Below are 18,699 nucleotides of genomic sequence, written 5' to 3' on the forward strand. Positions count from 1 at the left end.
CAGCGGCATCCCGCATCAACGCTGACGCCGCACCAGCCCAAAAAAAACGGCGCCCCAAAAGGGCGCCGCTTTCTGCATCAATCCCGCTCGATCAACGCTTGGCTTTCTGCTTCAACTGCGACAGATCACGCACCGCGCCGCGATCGGCTGACGTGGCCAACGCCGCATAAGCCTGCAAGGCTTGCGACACAACACGTTCACGCCCGACGGGCTCCCAGCCATCCGCGCGCGCATCCATCGCGGCGCGGCGGCGGGCCAGTTCTTCGTCGGACACGGCCAGGTGCATCTTGCGATTCGGGATGTCGATCTCGATCACATCACCCTCTTCCACCAGGCCGATCGTGCCGCCTTCGGCCGCTTCCGGCGAGGCGTGGCCGATCACCAGGCCCGACGAGCCGCCCGAAAAACGGCCATCGGTGAAGAGCGCGCAGGTCTTGCCCAGGCCTTTGGACTTCAGGTACGACGTGGGATACAGCATTTCCTGCATGCCCGGGCCGCCCTTGGGGCCTTCGTAGCGGATCACGACCACGTCGCCCGCCACGATCTTGTCGCCCAGGATGCCTTCAACGGCGTCGTCCTGGCTTTCGAATACGCGGGCGCGGCCCGTGAAGACCCATTGCGATTCGTCCACGCCGGCCGTCTTGACGATGCAGCCCTTCTCGGCCAGGTTGCCGTACAGCACGGCCAGGCCGCCGTCCTTGGAATACGCGTTTTCCTTGCTGCGGATGCAACCCGTCTTGCGATCGGTGTCCAGCGTCAGGAAGGTGGCGTCCTGGCTGAAGGCAACCGTGGTCGGGATGCCGCCGGGGGCCGCGCGGTAGAACTTCTGCGCTTCTTCGCTTGCGCCGCCGGCCACGTCCCACTGCTGGATGGCGTTGCCCAGCGTGCCGCTGTGCACGTTGCCGCAAGACAGGTCCAAGAGATCGGCGCGCGCCAGTTCACCCAGGATGCCCAGGATGCCGCCCGCGCGGTGCACGTCTTCAATGTGGTACTTGTCGGTGGCGGGCGCCGCCTTGCACAGGCAGGGCACCTTGCGCGAAATGCGGTCGATGTCGGCCATGGTGAAGTCCACGCCGGCTTCCTGCGCCGCGGCCAGCAAGTGCAGCACGGTGTTGGTGGAGCCGCCCATGGCCACGTCCAGCGCCATCGCGTTCTGGAAGGCGCTCTTGGTGGCGATGTTGCGCGGCAGGACCGATTCGTCTTCTTCCACGTAGTAGCGGCGGCACAGGTCGACAACCAGGCGGCCGGCTTGCTCGAACAAGCCCTTGCGCCATGCGTGCGTGGCCACGATGGTGCCGTTGCCCGGCAGCGCCAGGCCGATGGCTTCGGTCAGGCAGTTCATCGAGTTGGCGGTGAACATGCCGGAACAGGAGCCGCACGTCGGGCACGCGCTGCGTTCCACTTCGGCGACTTCGGCGTCCGACACCTTCGGGTCGGCGGCCTTGATCATGGCGTCGATCAGGTCGATCTTGGCGATGACCTTGCCATCAGTGGGCGACTTGACCTTGCCCGCTTCCATCGGGCCGCCGGACACGAACACGACCGGAATGTTCAGGCGCATGGCGGCCATCAGCATCCCCGGGGTGATCTTGTCGCAGTTCGAAATGCAGACCATGGCGTCGGCGCAGTGCGCGTTGACCATGTATTCGACCGAGTCGGCGATGAGTTCGCGCGACGGCAGCGAATACAGCATGCCGCCGTGGCCCATGGCGATGCCGTCATCGACGGCGATCGTGTTGAATTCCTTGGCGACGCCGCCAGCGGCTTCGATTTCCTTGGCGACCAGCGCGCCCAGGTCGCGCAGGTGCACGTGGCCCGGCACGAACTGCGTGAAGGAGTTCACCACCGCGATAATCGGCTTGCCGAAATCACCGTCCTTCATGCCAGTGGCGCGCCACAGGGCGCGGGCGCCGGCCATGTTACGGCCGTGGGTCGATGTGCGGGAACGGTAGTGCGGCATGATTTGTCTCGAGTGCTGTTAGCGTGGCGGCAAAACGCTAAATAATACGCTGTATCGGGGCGGCGCTGCCCGCGAGCCGCCCGGACCCTTACTCCCGCAGCGCCAGCAGCGCCTCTTGCAGGTGGCGCAGGCCCCGGCTAAGCGGCTTGTCGCGGCGCATCACGATGGCCAGCTCACGCGACAGGCGGGGCGTCAGCGCATGCACCGCCAACGCATCGCGGTGCCCCGCGCCCGACACCGCCAGCTTGGGCAGCACCGCGCAGCCCAACCCCGCCGCCACGATCTCCTTCATCGCCTCGGTACTGCCCAGCTCCATGAAGGGCTTGGCCGCCACGCCCGCCGCCTCGAACCAGTCATCCACCAGACGGCGTGTGCGGGCGCCGGGCTCGAACAGCACCAGGGGCCACGGCGCCAATGCTTGCGGCGTCACCTGAATGGGAATGGAAGCCGAGTCGCGGGCGGGAAAGATGGCCACGAATTCGTCTTCCATCAGCGGCGTCACCTGGAACATCCGGCCCGGCGCGGGCAAGGTCACCAGCCCCATGTCCAGCGTGTTGCTCTCCAGCCCGCGCAGCATGTCCGCCGTGTTGCCGGTGCTGGCCACGATGTCCAGCGCGGGAAAGCGGCGGCGCAACTGGGCCAGCACGGGGGGCAGCAGATAGGTGCAGGCGGTGGCGCCCGTGCCCAGCCGGATGCGGCCGGACACCTGCGAGGCATGCGCGGTCATGGCCTGCTCGGCCTGCGCCAGCGCGGCGTCGATCACGCGGATATGAGTCAGCAGTTCAAGCCCCGCCGCCGTTGGCCCGGCACGGCGGCCGACCCGCTCGACCAGCTTCAAGCCAAAACGTCTTTCCAACTGGCGCACCTGCAGGCTGACCGCCGGCTGGGTCACGCCCCCGCGCTCGGCGGCGGCAGAGAAACTGCCCAGCTCAATGACCTGCGCGAAGAGGCGCAGGTGGTCCAGGTTCAAGCCGCGCATGGCGTCCACCAAAAGTTTTGCTTATGCAAATCATAATCTTCCAAAGCTTTATTTATGATTTATTTCGGACCACACTGGCGGCTGGATTTTTTCCCTTCTACCTGCCGGCCTTGTTATGCCCCCCACCACCCCTACCGTCCTGATCCGCGACAGCGCGGAAGCAGACCTGCCCGCCATCAAGACCATCTACGCCCACCATGTCGAACACGGCACCGCCTCGTTCGAGCTGGAGCCGCCTTCCATCGCCGAAATGCGGCAGCGCCGCGCGGGCGTGCTGGAAAAAGACATGCCGCACCTGGTGGCCGAGATCAACGGCGAGGTCGTCGGCTACGCCTACGTCACCCCTTACCGTCCGCGCCCGGCGTACCGCCACACGGTCGAAGACTCGGTCTACGTCAAGGCCGGCCGGGCCGGCTTGGGCATCGGCGGCAAGCTGCTGGCTGAGCTGATCACGCGCTGCACCGCGGCGGGTTGGCGTCAGATGCTGGCGGTGGTGGGCGACAGCCGCAACGCCGCGTCGTTGGCGCTGCACGCCAGCCAGGGTTTTCATCCGGTGGGCACGCTGCGCTCGGTGGGCCACAAACATGGAGAATGGCGCGATACCGTGCTGATGCAACGCAGCCTGGGCGAAGGCGACAGCACGCCGCCGCAACGCCCGTGATCGGGCCGCGCGCCGTCGTCTGCCTGGGTCTGACCCAGTTGGTGAACTGGGGCGTGACGTTTTATCTGATCGGCGCGTTCGGCCCGGCCATGACGGCCGACCTGGGCTGGGATGCCACCCTCATCTATGGCGGGCTTTCCGCCGCCATCGTGACGATGGCGCTGGTGTCGCCGTTGGCGGGCAGCGCGGTGGACCGCTGGGGCGGGCATGTGGTGATGCCGGTGGGCGCGGTGGTGGCCGCCGCCGGTTGCGTGCTGCTGGCCGCCGCGCATACCGTCGTCTGGTACTACCTGGCCTGGCTATTGCTGGGCATCGGCATGCGGCTAAGCCTGTACGACGCCGCCTTTGCCGCGTTGGCGCGGGCGGGCGGTCCCACGGCGCGGCGAGCGATGTCGCAGATCACGCTGTTCGGGGGCTTGTCGTCCACGGCAATGTGGCCGGCGGGTCACGCGTTGGCCGCCTGGCTGGGTTGGCGCGGCGCGGTGCTGGTCTATGCCGCGCTGGCCCTGGCCACCTTGCCGCTTTACCTGGCGCTGCCCCGCCAACGCTACGCCGCGCCCGCCAGGGCCGCCGACAGCAACACCCCCGGCCTGACCCGCAGCCTGGCCGAACGCCGCCTGGCCGGCACGCTTTACGCCGTGATCGCCATGGTGACCAACTTCCTGGCGGCCGGCACCGCCGCGCATCTGATCGCCTTGCTGACCGGCGTGGGCCTGGCCAGCGCGGCGGCGGCCGGCGTGGCCGCGCTATGGGGCATCGGCCAATTCGCCGCGCGCATGGCCGACGTGGCCGTGGGCGCCCGGCTGCATCCGTTGACGCTGAACTGGGCCGTCACCGCGCTGATGCCATTTTGCTTCGTGCTGGGCTGGTTCTCGAACGGCAACCTGTATGCCACCGCCGCCTATGCGTTTTTTTACGGCGCGTGCAACGGCCTGCTGACGATCACGCGCGGCACGCTGCCGCTGGCCTTGTTTGATTTCCGCAGCTACGGCAAGCTGGTCGGCGCGCTGCTGGTGCCCAGCTTCTTGCTGACGGCCGCGGCGCCCGTGGCGTATGCGTTTGTGATCCAGACGCAGGGCGCGCGCGCCGCCATGGCAATGTCCGTCGTGTTGGCGGCCGTGATTGCCTCGGCGGCTTGGGTATTGCGACGGCGGTTTATCGGCAGGGTGACGGCAATGGCCGCGTAGGATTCGCAGCCATTGCCAAACGTGCAGCCGTTCTTGACACCGGCGCCGCCGAAAAAAATCAGCCTTCAGCGGCGGAAGCCACCACCCACTTTTCCCAGCCAATTTTCCTGAGCTTGCACGCCGGGCACTCGCCGCAGCCATACCCCCAGTCGTGCCGTGCGCCGCGCTCGCCCAGATAGCAGGTGTGGCTGTCTTCAACGACGATGTCCACCAAGGCGTCCCCGCCCAATTGATGCGCCAGCGCCCAGGTTTCGGACTTGTCGATCCACATCAGCGGCGTCTCGATGGTAATGCGTGACCCCAGCCCCAACCCCAGCGCCACCTGTTGCGCCTTGATGGTGTCGTCGCGGCAATCGGGGTAGCCCGAAAAATCCGTTTCGCACATGCCGCCCACCAGCACATCCAGTTGGCGTCGATACCCCAGCGCCGCCGCCAGCGTCAGGAACAGCAGGTTGCGGCCCGGCACGAAGGTATTGGGCAGCCCGTTGGCCTGCATTTCGATGGCGCGGTCGCTGGTCATGGCGGTGTCGCCCACCTGGCCCAGCACCTTCAGGTCCAGCAGATGGTCTTCACCCAGGCGCGGCGCCCAGTCGGGGAAGTTGGCGCGGATTTCACGCAGCACGTTCAGCCGGGCCGACAGTTCGATGTGATGGCGTTGGCCGTAGTCGAACGCCACCGTTTCCACATGGGCATAACGGTCCAGCGCCCACGCCAGGCAAGTAGTGGAATCCTGGCCGCCCGAAAACAGCACGAGCGCGCGACGTTGATGATTTTGCATAAAGGGGGCTTCTAGAAAGAAGAAGGGACATCACGGACTTTAACCGAGACAAACGCGCGTCCCCGTAAGGAACGCTGCGTAAAATCAATCGGTTCGATTTTCCTGGTTTTGCCGCAACGCCCACGCCTTTCCTTTTTCCTTCCCTTCTTCAGCCCGACGGATCCACCGCCCGATGAAAGCCATTCGCCCGCAGTCCGACTCCGCAGAACCCTTGCGCCACGATATCCGGCTGCTAGGCCGTTTTTTAGGCGCCGTTATTGAAGAATGCGAAGGCAAGCGTGTCTTTGACACCATCGAAACGCTGCGCCGCACGGCGGTGAAATTTCGTCGCGAAGGTAATGAGGCGGACAGCAAGCTGCTGGAACAGCGCGTCAAGCGCTTGCAAGGCAACGACCCGAATTCGGTGGCGCGCGCCTTCAGCTACTTTCTGCACCTGGCCAACATTGCCGAAGACCGCGACCAGAATCGCAATCAGCGCGTCCGCGCGCTGGCCGGCGACACCGCCCCGCGCGGCAGCCTGCGCGACGCCGTGCAGACGCTGGGCAAGCAAGGCGTGGGCGTGGCCCGCATCCGCCGGCTGCTGGCGGATGCCAGCGTGGTGCCGGTGCTGACCGCGCACCCCACCGAAGTGCAGCGCAAGAGCACGCTGGACGTGCACCGCGAAATTGCCGCCGCGCTGACCCAGCGCGGCAACCCGCTGACGCCGGAAGAGCTGGCCGAACTGGATGCCGCGCTGCTTGGCCGCGTGGCCACCTTGTGGCAGACCCGCATGCTGCGCTACACGCGCCTGACGGTGGCCGACGAGATCGAAAACGCGCTGTCGTACTACCGCAGCACCTTTCTGCAAGTCATCCCGCGCCTGTACGCGGATTTGTCCAAGCTCTTGAACCGCGAAACCGCCAAGCCGTTTGCCGCCCCGCCCCCGCCGCTGGAACCGTTCCTGCGCATGGGTAGCTGGATCGGCGGCGACCGCGACGGCAATCCCAATGTGGATGCCAGCACGCTGGAGCGCGCGCTGCTGCGCCAGGCCACCGTGCTGTTCGAACACTATCTGCAAGAGGTACACGCGCTGGGTGCGGAACTGTCGATCACCACCATGCTGATTTCGGCCGACCCGGAATTGCTGGCGCTGGCCGACAACAGCGGCGACGATTCCCCGCACCGCCGCGACGAGCCCTACCGCCGCGCGCTGGTCGGTGTGTACGCCCGCCTGGCCGCCACCGCCCAGGCGCTGACCGGGCAGAACCTGGCGCGCCGCAGCACCGTGGCGGCGCCCGCCTACCAGGCGCCGCAAGAACTGTCGGCCGACCTGGCCGTCATCGCCGCGTCGCTGGCCGCGCACCATGGTTCGCCGCTGGCCAAGCTGCGGCTGTCCGGCCTGCAACAGGCCATTGAGGTGTTCGGTTTTCACCTGGCCACTGTCGACCTGCGCCAAAGCTCCGACGTGCATGAAAACGCATTGGCCGAATTGTTCGAACGCGCCGGCGTCCAGCACGAGGGCAAGCCGCTGAACTACCTGTCGCTGGACGAAGACCAGCGCGTGGCACTCTTGCGCGCCGAACTGGCCCAGGCCCGCCCGCTGGCCTCGCCCTGGATCGCCTACAGCGAAGACACCACGCGCGAACTGGCCGTGCTGCGCGCCGCCGCCGCCGGCCGCGCGCGCTATGGCAAGCAGGCAGTGCGCCAGACCATCGTGTCGCATACCGAAACCTTGAGCGACCTGCTGGAAGTGATGGTGCTGCAAAAGGAAGCCGGCCTGATCGCGCCGGCCGGCCAGGACATCGCCCCCGAAGACGGCCTGATGGTGGTGCCGCTCTTCGAAACCATTCCCGACTTGCAGCGCGGCGCCGACATCATGGCTGCCTGGCTGGACCTGCCCGAAGTGCGCCAGCGCGTGAAGCAGGCGCAGAACGGCGCGCAGGAAGTCATGCTGGGTTATTCAGACAGCAATAAGGACGGCGGTTTCCTCACGTCGAACTGGTCGCTGTACCAGGCCGAACGCGCGCTGGTGGATGTGTTTTCGTCGCGCAACGTGCGGCTGCGCCTGTTCCACGGACGCGGGGGTTCGGTGGGACGCGGCGGCGGCTCAAGCTTTGACGCCATCCTGGCGCAGCCCCCGGGCACCGTGGCCGGCCAGATCCGCCTGACCGAGCAAGGCGAAGTCATCCAAAGCAAGTACAAGGACGCCGAGGTGGGCCGCTGGCACCTGGAACTGCTGGTGGCGGCCACGCTGGAATCCAGCCTGGCGCCGCGCGCCGAGGCCACCAGCGCCGAAGACGCGCACATGGCGCAGCACGGCCCGGCGATGTCGTTCATGTCGGAAACCGCGCAGCGCACCTACCGTGGCCTGGTCTACGACACGCCGCGCTTTGCCGAGTACTTCTTCGCCGCCACCCCCATCAGCGAAATCGCCGGGCTGAACATCGGTTCGCGCCCGGCTTCCCGCAAGAAGGGCCAGCGCATTGAAGACCTGCGCGCCATTCCCTGGGGCTTTTCGTGGGCGCAATGCCGGCTGATGCTGACCGGCTGGTACGGCATGGGCTCGGCCATCGAGGCCTATCTGGAAACGGGCGCCCCCGACGCCCCCCGCTCGCGCCGCGCTCGCCTGACGCAATTGCGCGAGATGGCGCGCGAGTGGCCGGCGTTTCGCACGCTGCTGTCCAACATGGAAATGGTGCTGGCCAAGTCCGACCTGGCCATCGCCGCGCGCTACGCGCAACTGGTGCCGCAGCGCGCGCTGCGCGAGCGCGTGTTCGGCATGATCAGCGCCGAACACGGCCGCACGCTGGCCATGCTGAAGCTGCTGACCCAGCGCGAACTGCTGGCCGACAACCCGGCCCTGCAAGATTCCTTGCGCGAACGCTTTGCGTATATCGACCCCTTGAATTATTTGCAGATCGACCTGATCCGCCGCCACCGCGCGGCGCAGAAGCATCCCGAGGCGGACGTCGACAAGCGGGTGCAGCGCGCGATTCACTTAACGATCAACGGCATCGCGGCGGGGCTGCGCAATTCCGGCTAGGCGGGCAGCGTCCACCTGCCGAACACCCGCTGATGCCGGTTTGTCCACCCCTGGCGACTTTTAGTACTATCCCTGACAGAAATTCTAAGTACGCACAAATGTTCGCACTTAGAACAAAACGATTTTTCCGGCCGAGCGGCACGGAAAGGCACCCCGGAAGAGACTGAGATCCCCCAGATCCCCCCTGATTCCCCGCGTGCCCGCCCGTGACGTTCGCCTGCAAGCATCAAGCGAACCGTCATGGATACTCCCCTCAAGAATCTGGCCGTCATCGGCGCAGGCGCCATGGGCAGCGGCATTGCCGCCTTGTTCGCGTCGAAGGGACTGAACATCGTCCTGATCGACCCGATGGAAGGCGCGCTGGACCGCGCCCGCGCCGTCATCGACCGCCAGTTGAACGTCTACGCCCCCACCCAGGTCCAGGAAGCGCTCCAGCGCATCCGCATGGAACCCGGGCTGGAAGCCGCCGCGAACTGCGAACTGGTGATCGAGGCCGTACCGGAAAACCTGGAACTCAAGCGGGGCATCTTCGCCAAGCTTGACGCGCTGTGCGCGCCGTACACGCTGTTCGCCACCAACACATCAGGCCTGTCCATCAACGCGATCGCCAGCGCCGTGGCGCGCCGCGACCGCTTCGTGGGCACCCACTTCTTCACGCCGGCCGACGTCATTCCGCTGGTGGAAGTGGTGCGCAACGACGACACCTCGGAAGCCACCGTCGCCCAAGTCATGGCGACCTTGCGCTTTGCCGGCAAGCGGCCGGTGCTGGTGCGCCAGGACATCCCCGGCTTCATCGCCAACCGCATCCAGCACGCCCTGGCCCGCGAAGCCATTTCGCTCTTGGAAAAGGGCGTGGCCAGCGCCGAAGACATCGACGAAGTGGTCAAGTGGAGCCTGGGCATCCGCCTGGCCCTGTCGGGCCCGCTGGAACAGCGCGACATGAACGGCATCGACGTGCACTACGCGATTGCCAGCTACCTGTACAAAGACCTGGAAAACCGCACCGAGCCGTCCGACCTGCTGAAAAACAAGGTCGACAGCGGCCAGATCGGCGCCAAGAGCGGCCAGGGTTTCTACACCTGGAGCCCCGAGCGCCGCGAGCGCGTGCTGCGCGAGAAAAGCGCCGCGCTGGGCGAACTGGCTGCCTGGCTGAACAGCAAGGCCGGCGACACCTGACGGCGCTTTGTTCCGACGCCGCAATCGAATTCAAGACAAAGACAGATAAGGCGCGGGGGCCACGCCCACCGCGCCATCGGGCCACGAGCCCCACCACACAAAGAAACCAATCGTCGGTCTTCCCGCGCATCGCCACCCGATGACGCCCGGGACCAGACACTAGAGAACCGCCTACGGAGTTGTTGGAGGCACCATGAATAAACTGGCTTCATTCTTTACCGAGCTGATGCGCAAGTATCTGCCGGATCCTTTTGTTTTCGCGATTGCACTCACCCTGCTCACCGTGCTGCTGGCCATGGGCATCGAAGGCCAGAGCATCGGCGACGTGACCCGCGCCTGGGGCAAGGGCTTCTGGAGCCTGTTGGCCTTCACGACCCAGATGGCCGTGATTCTGGCCATGGGCTACGTGCTGGCCACCGCGCCGCTGACCGACCGCCTGCTGAACCGCATCGTCAGCCACGTGCACAAGCCGCACACCGCCATCATCGTCGCGACCCTGGTCGGCGGCGTGGGCAGCTACCTGAACTGGGGCTTTGGTCTCGTCATTGGCGGCATCGTCGCCAAGAAGCTGGCGTTGAAGGTCAAGGGCGTGCACTACCCGCTGATCATCGCGGCGGCCTATAGCGGCTTCACGATGTACGGCCTGGGCTTGTCCGCCAGTATCCCCGTGCTGGTCGCCACCCCCGGCCACCCCACCGCCAAGCAGATGGGCACCATCCCGCTGTCGGAAACCATTTTCTCGGTGCCCATGCTGATCACCAGCCTGGTCATCATCATCACGCTGCCGCTGCTGAACGCCTGGCTGCACCCGAAGAAGGGCGAGAAGATTGTTGAAGTGGACCCGGGTATCGACCGCGACGCCAACGCTTCCAACGCCGGCGAAGACATGCTGGAAAAAGGCACCATCGCCTCGAAGCTGAACAACAGCCGCATCCTGAGCCTGCTGATCGGCGCGCTGGGCATTGCCTACGTCACGTTCCACTTCATGGACGGCGGCTCGCTGGACCTGAACCTGATCAACTTCATCATCCTGTTCCTGGGCATCATCCTGCTGGGCACGCCGGCCGCCTACGTGGCCAAGCTGACCGAAGGCATCAAGACGATCTCCGGCATCATCCTGCAATACCCGTTCTACGCCGGCATCATGGCCATCATGGCCGCGTCGGGCCTGGTGACGTCGATCTCGCAAGTGTTCGTTGACTTCGCCACGCCGGCCACGCTGCCGTTCTGGGGCCTGATCAGCTCGTTCTTCATCAACTTCTTCGCACCGTCCGCCGGCGGCCACTGGGTGATCCAGGGTCCGTTCATGATCGACGCGGCCAAGGAAATCGGCAGCGCCCTGAACCAGACGACCATGGCCGTCATGCTGGGCAATGCCTGGAACGACTTGGTGCAACCTTTCTGGATCCTGCCGGCGCTGGCTTTGTCGAAGCTGAAGCTGCGCGACGTGATGGGCTACACCGTCATCATGATGCTGTGGGTGGGCGTGATCCACATCACCGCCGTGCTGGCCTGGGGCTACGCCACGCACTGATCCCACGCGCTTACCTCACACAGACTGGAAACCGATATGAGCAAACCGACTGCGTATCTCGTCACCGGCGGCAGCGCCGGCATTGGCGCCGCCATCATCCGCATGCTGCTGGATGCGGGCCATAAAGTGGTCAACATTGACTACCGCCTGCCCGAGAATCCGCCGGCCGGGCTGGTCTCGTATCAGGCCGATCTGACCGATGAAGCGCGCACGAAGGAAGTCGCCGCCGAAGTCACCAGCGCCTACAACATCGTGGGCCTGGTGAACAACGCCGGCGCCACCCGCCCGGGCACGGCCGACACGGCCACCCTGGCGGATCTGGACTATGTGGTGAACCTGCATCTGCGCACCGCGCTGATCCTGGTGCAGGCCGCGCTGCCTGCCATGCGCGAAGCCGGCTTTGGCCGCATCGTGAACATGTCGTCGCGCGCCGCTTTAGGCAAGCCCGAGCGCGTGGTCTATTCGGCCACCAAGGCCGGGCTGGTGGGCCTGACGCGCACGCTGGCCATGGAGCTGGGCGGCGACGGCATCACCGTCAACGCCATCGGCCCGGGCCCCATCGCCACCGACCTCTTCACCAAGAGCAATCCGGCGGGCGCTCCGCAAACCGAACGCATCATCAACAGCATCGTCGTCAAGCGCCTGGGCACGCCGGAAGACGTGGCGCGCGCCGCCATGTTTTTCCTGTCGCCGGATAACGGTTTCGTGACGGGCCAGATGCTGTATGTGTGTGGCGGCACGACGCTGGGCGTCGCCCCCATCTGAGCGCGCGCGCCATGGCCGCCCACCTTGACCTTCGCGCCTGCCCGCCGCAACTAGCGGCGCAGCAGTGCGTGGTTGATCTGGTCGGCGGCGCGGCGCAAGGGCGGCAGGAAGGCGTCCAGCATGGCCTCGCGCGTAAAGCGGTTGGACTGCCCGCTGACGTTCATCGCGGCAATCACACGACCACTGCGGTCAACAATGGGCACGGCCACCGATTGCAAACCGGGCTCCAGTTCCTGCGCCACGCAGGCGTAGCCATCGGCGCGCACGCCGGCCAGCAGGCGCTTGAGCTCGGCGATGTCGGTAACCGTTTGCGGGGTGTAGGGCTGGATCTGGCTCATGGCCAGCACCCGGTCCAGTTCCGCTTCCGGCAGGCCGGCCAGCAGCACGCGGCCCATCGACGTCACCCACGCCGGCAGGCGGCTGCCCACGGCCAGGTTGATGGTCATCACCTTGTGCGTGGACAGGCGCAGGATGTAGACGATGTCGGCGCCTTCCAGCACCGACACCGAACACGATTCGCGCGTCTGCTCGGCCACTTCTTCCATGTACGGCAGCGCCAGGTTCCACAGCGGCGTGCCGGACAGGTAGGCGTAGCCCAGTTCCAGGATGCGCGGCGTCAGCTCGAACTTGCGGTCGTCGACGGTGACGTAGCCCAGGTGTTCCAAGGTCAGCAGGATGCGGCGCGCGCCGGCACGGGTCAGCCCGGTAACGGCGGCCACTTCGGACAGCGTCATCTGCGAACGGCCGGGGCCGAATGCCCGGATCACCGACAGGCCGCGCGCGAAAGATTGCACGTAGCTGTCACTGGGTTGTTGGGGGTCGAGCTCGGCCATCCGGTGGGTCCCAAGAGTAAAAAGCTCGCCGCTGGCGAGCCGTTCGTTGCCGTTGCGGGCAACGCCAAACGATGGAGGATCGTCATGCGTCGGCTTGCCTTGACGCTGTGCGGTCCCCATGAAACGATGTTCTTCAGCAGAACGAAAGTTCTAATGAAGAACAAATTATGACACGCCACCTATGAGCGAACATCATGATCTCTAAGCTTGTTTCAAGCGCGGCGGCCGCCCTGGCGGACGTACCCGACGGCGCCACCGTCATGATCGGCGGCTTCGGCACTGCCGGCCAGCCCATGGAATTGATCGACGCCCTGCTCGAACAGGGCGCCAAAGACCTGGTCATCATCAACAACAACGCCGGCAACGGCACCACGGGCCTTGCCGCCCTGCTGGGCGCGAACCGCGTCCGCAAGATCATCTGCTCGTTCCCGCGCCAGGCGGACTCGCAGATTTTCGACGGCCTGTACCGCAGCGGCAAGCTGGAGCTGGAACTGGTGCCGCAAGGCAACCTGGCCGAGCGCATCCGCGCGGCGGGCGCCGGCATCGGCGCGTTCTTCTCGCCCACCGGCTACGGCACCCCGCTGGCCGATGGCAAGGAAGTGCGCGAGATCAATGGCCGCCACTACGTGCTGGAATATCCGCTGCACGCCGACTACGCGCTGATCAAGGCCGAGCGCGGCGACCGCTGGGGCAACCTGGTCTACCGCAAGACGGCCCGCAACTTCGGCCCCATCATGGCCAGCGCGGCGCGCGTGGCCGTGGCGCAAGTGCGCGAAGTGGTTGAACTGGGCACGCTGGACCCCGAAACCGTCGTCACCCCCGGCATCTTCGTGCAGCGCGTCGTGCAGATCGACGCCGCCCCGGCCGCCAAGGAGCAGAAATGAGCACCAAACTGACCCGCGACCAGATCGCCGCCCGCGTCGCGCAGGACATTCCCGAAGGCGCCTACGTCAACCTGGGTATCGGCTTGCCCACGCTGGTGGCCAACCACCTGCCGGCTGACCGCGAAGTGATCCTGCATACCGAAAACGGCATGCTGGGCATGGGCCCCGCGCCGGCCAAGGGCGAAGAAGACTACGACCTGATCAACGCCGGCAAGCAGCCCGTGACCGAACTGCCCGGCTGCTCGTTCTTCCATCACGCCGACTCGTTCGCGATGATGCGCGGCGGCCATCTGGACATCTGCGTGCTGGGCGCCTTCCAGGTGTCGCAACACGGCGACCTGGCCAACTGGCACACCGGCGCGCCCGACGCCATCCCCGCCGTGGGCGGCGCGATGGACCTGGCCATCGGCGCCAAAGACGTCTTCGTGATGATGGAACTGCAAACGCGCGAAGGCCAGAGCAAGCTGGTTGAGGCCTGCACGTATCCGCTGACGGGCGTGCGCTGCGTATCACGCGTGTACACGGATGTTGCCGTCTTCGATATCCGCGCCGACGGCGTGACCGTCACCGATATCTTCGGCGACGTCACCGCCGACGAACTGCTGGCCCTGACCGGCCTGCCGCTGAAATTTTCCCGCTAATCAGGAGCCCTCATCATGCTGTTCATGGTTCAAATGCAAGTCAACCTGCCCGTCGACATGCCGGTCGATCAAGCCAACAAACTGAAGGCGGACGAAAAGGCGCTGGCCCAACAACTGCAACGCGACGGCAAGTGGAAAGAGCTGTGGCGCGTGGTTGGCCGCTACGCCAACGTCAGCATTTTCGATGTCGAAAGCAATGACGAGCTGCACACGCTGTTGTCGTCGCTGCCGCTGTTTCCGTACATGGACATCAACGTCACGGCGCTGGCGCGCCACCCCTCGGCGATCTGACCGGAGCCTTCCATGCCCTACATCATCGAAACCTTCGACAAGCCCAACCACCAGGAAGTGCGCCAGCAGCATCGCGCGGCGCATCTGGAATACCTGGACGCCAACAAGCAGTTGCTGCTGGCCTGCGGCGCCAAGCTGCAAGACGACGGCAAGGACGCGGGCGGCGGTTTGTACATCGTGGACCTGGACACGCGCGAAGCCGCGCAACAGTTCATCGACGCCGATCCGTTCTCGCAAGCCAATCTGTTCGACCGCGTGACCATCACGCGCTGGCGCAAAGCCTACGTCGACGGCACCTGCCACCTGTAATCCCCAAGCGGCCGCCTTTGCGCGGCCGCGGTTTCATCCGAGGACTTCCCACATGGCTTACGCCGATCTCAGCCAAGCCCGGCTGTTCTACGTCATTGATGGCCCCGCCGACGCGCCGGTGCTGGTGTTTTCCAATTCGCTGGGCACCTGCTCCGACATGTGGGCGCGCCAGATTCCCGAACTGACCAAGCATTTTCGTGTGCTGCGCTACGACACGCGCGGCCACGGCAAGTCGTCGATTCCCGACGGCGAATACACCTTTGCGCAACTGGCCGGCGACGTCGCCGAACTGCTGGCGCATCTGAACATCAAGCGCGCGCATTTCTGCGGCCTGTCGATGGGCGGCCCCACCGGCATCGCGCTGGCGCTGGCGCACCCGGAACTGGTCGGCAAGCTGGTGCTGTGCAACACCGCCGCGCGCATCGGATCGGTGGAAGGCTGGAGCACCCGCATCGCCGCCGTGGCCGAGCAGACGCTGGAAAAGATGGCGCCCACGCTTGTGGAACGCTGGTTGACCGACGACTACCGCGCCGCCGAGCCGGGCCTGACGCAAGTGCTGATCGACATGCTGCGCCGCACGCCGGACGCCGGTTATTCGGCCAACTGCGCCGCGCTGCGCGACGCCGACTACCGCCAGCAAGTGTCCGCCATCACCGCGCCCACGCTGGTCATCAGCAGCACGCATGATCTGGCCGCGACCCCGGCCCAGGGCAAGGAACTGGCCGCCGCCATCCCCGGCGCGCGCTATGTTGAATTGAATACGTCCCATATTTCCAACTGGGAACAACCGGAAGCCTTCACCCGCGCGGTCGTCGACTTCCTGACGGAGTAACCGCATGCAGCGCTGGAAACATCGGCCCGAAGGCTCCAACTGGGGCGACTTCGGACCCGACGACCAACTCGGCCGCCTGAACCTGATCACCGAAGAACAAGTGCTGAAGGGCGCGCGGGAAATCCGCGCGGGCAAGACGTTCTGCTTGTCCTTGCCCCTGGATTTGCCGGGCGGCAACGTGCTGAACCCGCGCCGCCATCCGCCGCAACTGAGCCCGACCAAGCTTGCGGATACGCCGTACCTGAACTTTCCGTTGCGCAACGTCAACCCGGACGCGGTGGATGTATTGAGCGATGACCAGGTGCTGCTGTCGATGCAGTATTCCACGCAGTGGGACGCGCTGGCGCACGTGGGCGCGCTGTTTGACGCCGATGGAGATGGCAAGCCCGAGCTGCGCTACTACAACGGCTTTCAGGCGGGTGTGGATGTGGTCGGCCCGGCGGATGGTGACCACACCGGCTGCGGCTGCAACAGCGGTGGCCCGTCCGCAGCGTTGAAGCTGGGCGTGGAGAATCTGGCGCAGAAAGGCATGCAAGGGCGCGGCGTGCTGGTGGACCTGTTCCGCCACTACGGCCCGGGCCGCACGCTGATCGGCCATGCTGAATTGATGCATGTGCTGGAAACGGATGGCATCACGGTGGAACGCGGCGACATGCTGGTGCTGCGCACCGGTTACGCCGAAGCCGTCGTGGCGATGAACGGCACGCCGGACCCGGAAGTGCTGCATACGTACGGCGCGGCGCTGGATGGTACGGATGCGGCCTTGCTGCAATGGATCACGGACAGCGGCATCGCCGCGATCTGTGCGGACAACTACGCGGTCGAGGCTTACCCCGCACGCGAAAAAACCGGCCCGCGCGCGATGTTGCCGCTGCATCACCATTGTTTGTTCAAGCTGGGCCTGCCGTTGGCGGAGCTTTGGTATTTGAAGGACCTGGCGGAGTTTTTGCATGCCAATGGCCGCCATCATTTCATGCTGACCGCCCCCCCGCTGCGCCTGCCGCACGCGATCGGCTCACCGGTGACCCCGATCGCGACTGCATGACGGGTTTCGCGCGATGGGCGTTACGGTATTGCCGGATGCCGGCGCGCGCTGCACCCATCCTACGGTTGATGGATGGTGGCGGGGTTGGCTGGATGGGTCGTGATGTCACCGCTGCTTGATGGGTTCCGCGCGATGGGCGTTGCGGTATTGGCGGATGCCGGCGCGCGCTGCACCCATCCTACGGTTGATGGATGGTGGCGGGGTTGGCTGGATGGGTCGTGATGTCACCGCTGCACGATGGGTTTCGCGCGATGGGCGTTGCGGTATTGGCGGATGCCGGCGCGCGCTGCACCCATCCTACGGTTGATGGATGGTGGCGGAGTTGGCTGGATGGGTCGTGATGTCACCGCTGCATGATGGGTTTCGCGCGATGAGCGTTACGGTATTGGCGGATGCCAGCGCGCGCTGCACCCATCCTACGGGTCGTAAATTGTAGGATGGGTGCAGCGCGCAATATCAATGGCAAGAACCCCGCTGCGCATCGCGCGAAACCCATCATGCAGCGGCGGCGTTGTGGCTGAATTGGCCATCTATCCACCGCCGCTTGATGGGTTTCGCGCGATTTCCATTGTGTTCCTTGCGAACACCTTCCCGCGCTGCACCCATCCTACGTGCCCATGATCGACGGCGTGGCGCGGCGAATGCCATCGCGTGCCCATGACCGACGCCGCGGCGTGGCGAATGCCATCGCGTGCCTGTGAACGACGGCATAGCGCGGCGAATGCCATGACGGGCCTGTGGACGGCGTCGCCCCGCCCCGATCATCCCTTCAGGCAGGTGCTCATGAATGTCTTGCGCGCATCCCCCGTCAATTTTTGATCGCCCGCCGTGGCGTTGCAGTCTTTCATTTTCTGCTGCTGCGGCGTCAACTCCTTGCCCGACGACGTTGTCTCGCCTTTCAGGCAACTGCTCATGTAGGCCTTGCGGTCGTCGCCCGTCTTGCCCGTGGCCGACTTATTGCATTCCGTCATGCGCTGCTGCTGCGGCGTGGGGGTCTTGGCGGGGGTGGCGGGGGTTTGGGCGTAGGCCCCAAAAAAACATGCGGACAACACCATGGCCGAGGCCATCCGAGTGGTACGGGAAAGCATGAGTTTTCTCCCTTGCGTTTAGCGCCCGCCTGCGTGGATACACGCATCAGACCGGGCTGACGGCCGGTTGCCGACCCGGCCATCATCGAACAAACCGCCACGCGCCGCAAGCATCGGAAAGTTAGGAAAAGACAAGGCCGAAAAATCTCAATCTAGAGACATTCCGACGCATCCTTGTCATTAAGCGACGAATATGGGAACAACCCACGCAACCTGTTACCGATTCATCCTTTTGACCCGTTGTGCACGGTGGCGGAAAGGTGTGAGATAGCCCTGTCCGCCCCAATAAGCGGATGGCGCAAACGGCGGCGCGGACAGCTAAGCGCCCCTACGCCGGCACACCTGGAGACCGCCATGAAACTCGCCCTTGCTTCCCTTGCTTTGCTGGCCGGGATGTCCGGCGCCGCCAGCGCGCAAAACCTGACTTACGGCGTCACGCTGGGCAATGTGCAGTCGGTACGCGACACCAACATCAACATGTCCACCATCACCGGGTCGCTGGCCAACCTGTCGGGTCGCCCCATCTCCAGCGCGGTGCTGACTTACGTGCTGTACGACGCGCAAGGCCGCGAAGTGGGCCGGGTCAACGATGACGTGATCGGCCCCATCCCCGCAGGGCAGATCCGGCTGGTGAAGGCGGTTACGCCGCTGCAATTCACGAAAGTCACCGTGCTGGACGTCCGGGCGCAGTAGGCGACGCGGTAAAAAAACCCT

At 65.4% G+C, this 18,699-nt stretch carries 18 protein-coding genes; 13 read left to right on the plus strand and 5 right to left on the minus strand.

Annotation, left to right across the window (positions count from 1 at the left end):
- Positions 1-91: 91 nt before the first annotated feature.
- Entirely contained in the window at positions 92-1,960 is a 1,869-nt protein-coding gene (ilvD, locus tag M2361_RS16875) for a dihydroxy-acid dehydratase (protein WP_259250770.1), read from the minus strand.
- A gap of 88 nt (positions 1,961-2,048) precedes the next feature.
- Positions 2,049-2,939, minus strand: a complete 891-nt coding sequence (locus M2361_RS16880) for a LysR family transcriptional regulator (protein ID WP_259251512.1) — start codon at positions 2,937-2,939, stop codon at positions 2,049-2,051.
- Between the two features lie 115 nt (positions 2,940-3,054).
- Here M2361_RS16880 and M2361_RS16885 point away from each other — a divergent pair, with 115 nt between their 5' ends.
- Both M2361_RS16885 and M2361_RS16890 read left to right on the plus strand, forming a co-directional pair.
- Complete coding sequence (locus M2361_RS16885) at positions 3,055-3,600, plus strand: GNAT family N-acetyltransferase (RefSeq protein WP_100854183.1); 546 nt, start codon at positions 3,055-3,057, stop codon at positions 3,598-3,600.
- Positions 3,597-4,787: an MFS transporter gene (locus tag M2361_RS16890; protein WP_259250773.1), complete on the plus strand. Its 1,191-nt coding sequence runs from the start codon at positions 3,597-3,599 to the stop codon at positions 4,785-4,787. The genes M2361_RS16885 and M2361_RS16890 overlap by 4 nt, the downstream gene beginning before the upstream one ends.
- 58 nt (positions 4,788-4,845) lie before the next feature.
- Here the strand turns inward: M2361_RS16890 and queC are convergent, their stop codons facing one another.
- The gene (gene queC, locus M2361_RS16895; protein WP_050450221.1) at positions 4,846-5,565 is read right to left on the minus strand and encodes a 7-cyano-7-deazaguanine synthase QueC; all 720 of its coding nucleotides are present in this window, start codon (positions 5,563-5,565) and stop codon (positions 4,846-4,848) included.
- 172 nt (positions 5,566-5,737) lie between these two features.
- Between queC and ppc the strand changes: the two genes are divergently transcribed.
- The 4 genes from ppc to M2361_RS16915 all read left to right on the plus strand — a co-directional run bounded on the left by ppc (position 5,738) and on the right by M2361_RS16915 (position 12,062).
- Positions 5,738-8,587, plus strand: a complete 2,850-nt coding sequence (gene ppc / locus M2361_RS16900; RefSeq protein WP_259250774.1) for a phosphoenolpyruvate carboxylase — start codon at positions 5,738-5,740, stop codon at positions 8,585-8,587.
- Positions 8,588-8,827: 240 nt separating this feature from the next.
- Positions 8,828-9,763, plus strand: a complete 936-nt coding sequence (locus M2361_RS16905) for a 3-hydroxyacyl-CoA dehydrogenase family protein (RefSeq protein WP_259250775.1) — start codon at positions 8,828-8,830, stop codon at positions 9,761-9,763.
- Between the two features lie 193 nt (positions 9,764-9,956).
- Positions 9,957-11,297 (plus strand): short-chain fatty acid transporter, encoded by a 1,341-nt coding sequence (locus tag M2361_RS16910; RefSeq protein WP_100854178.1) that lies wholly within the window; start codon positions 9,957-9,959, stop codon positions 11,295-11,297.
- A 36-nt stretch (positions 11,298-11,333) separates the two neighbouring features.
- Positions 11,334-12,062 carry an SDR family NAD(P)-dependent oxidoreductase gene (locus M2361_RS16915; protein ID WP_050450217.1) on the plus strand — a complete coding sequence of 243 codons (729 nt, stop codon included), beginning with the start codon at positions 11,334-11,336 and terminating at the stop codon, positions 12,060-12,062.
- Positions 12,063-12,112: 50 nt separating this feature from the next.
- Here M2361_RS16915 and M2361_RS16920 read toward each other — a convergent pair whose 3' ends face one another.
- Entirely contained in the window at positions 12,113-12,895 is a 783-nt protein-coding gene (locus tag M2361_RS16920; protein WP_259251513.1) for an IclR family transcriptional regulator, read from the minus strand.
- A gap of 194 nt (positions 12,896-13,089) precedes the next feature.
- On the opposite strand from M2361_RS16920, the gene M2361_RS16925 reads away from it, so the two are divergent.
- From M2361_RS16925 to M2361_RS16950, 6 genes are read left to right on the plus strand one after another with little or no spacing between them, the layout of a single operon-like run.
- Positions 13,090-13,779: a 3-oxoacid CoA-transferase subunit A gene (locus M2361_RS16925; protein WP_100854175.1), complete on the plus strand. Its 690-nt coding sequence runs from the start codon at positions 13,090-13,092 to the stop codon at positions 13,777-13,779.
- Positions 13,776-14,420: a 3-oxoacid CoA-transferase subunit B gene (locus M2361_RS16930; protein WP_050450214.1), complete on the plus strand. Its 645-nt coding sequence runs from the start codon at positions 13,776-13,778 to the stop codon at positions 14,418-14,420. The genes M2361_RS16925 and M2361_RS16930 overlap by 4 nt, the downstream gene beginning before the upstream one ends.
- 15 nt (positions 14,421-14,435) lie before the next feature.
- A complete protein-coding gene (gene catC / locus M2361_RS16935; RefSeq protein WP_259250777.1) occupies positions 14,436-14,711 on the plus strand; it encodes a muconolactone Delta-isomerase in 276 nt (91 codons plus the stop codon).
- Between the two features lie 12 nt (positions 14,712-14,723).
- Positions 14,724-15,020 carry a YciI family protein gene (locus tag M2361_RS16940; protein ID WP_006216052.1) on the plus strand — a complete coding sequence of 99 codons (297 nt, stop codon included), beginning with the start codon at positions 14,724-14,726 and terminating at the stop codon, positions 15,018-15,020.
- 52 nt (positions 15,021-15,072) lie between these two features.
- Entirely contained in the window at positions 15,073-15,852 is a 780-nt protein-coding gene (gene pcaD / locus M2361_RS16945) for a 3-oxoadipate enol-lactonase (RefSeq protein ID WP_259250779.1), read from the plus strand.
- A 4-nt stretch (positions 15,853-15,856) separates the two neighbouring features.
- On the plus strand, positions 15,857-16,897 hold the full coding sequence (locus tag M2361_RS16950) for a cyclase family protein (protein ID WP_259250780.1): 1,041 nt from the start codon (positions 15,857-15,859) through the stop codon (positions 16,895-16,897).
- A 761-nt stretch (positions 16,898-17,658) separates the two neighbouring features.
- On the opposite strand, the gene M2361_RS16955 is transcribed toward M2361_RS16950, so the two are convergent.
- The gene (locus M2361_RS16955) at positions 17,659-17,985 is read right to left on the minus strand and encodes a PsiF family protein (RefSeq protein ID WP_259250782.1); all 327 of its coding nucleotides are present in this window, start codon (positions 17,983-17,985) and stop codon (positions 17,659-17,661) included.
- 354 nt (positions 17,986-18,339) lie between these two features.
- Between M2361_RS16955 and M2361_RS16960 the strand changes: the two genes are divergently transcribed.
- Positions 18,340-18,678, plus strand: a complete 339-nt coding sequence (locus M2361_RS16960; protein ID WP_100854170.1) for an FxLYD domain-containing protein — start codon at positions 18,340-18,342, stop codon at positions 18,676-18,678.
- Positions 18,679-18,699 lie beyond the last annotated feature (21 nt).

Origin of the sequence: Achromobacter sp. JUb104, from assembly GCF_024806975.1 — a bacterium.
In the GTDB taxonomy this organism is placed as follows: Bacteria; Pseudomonadota; Gammaproteobacteria; order Burkholderiales; family Burkholderiaceae_B; genus Achromobacter; species Achromobacter spanius.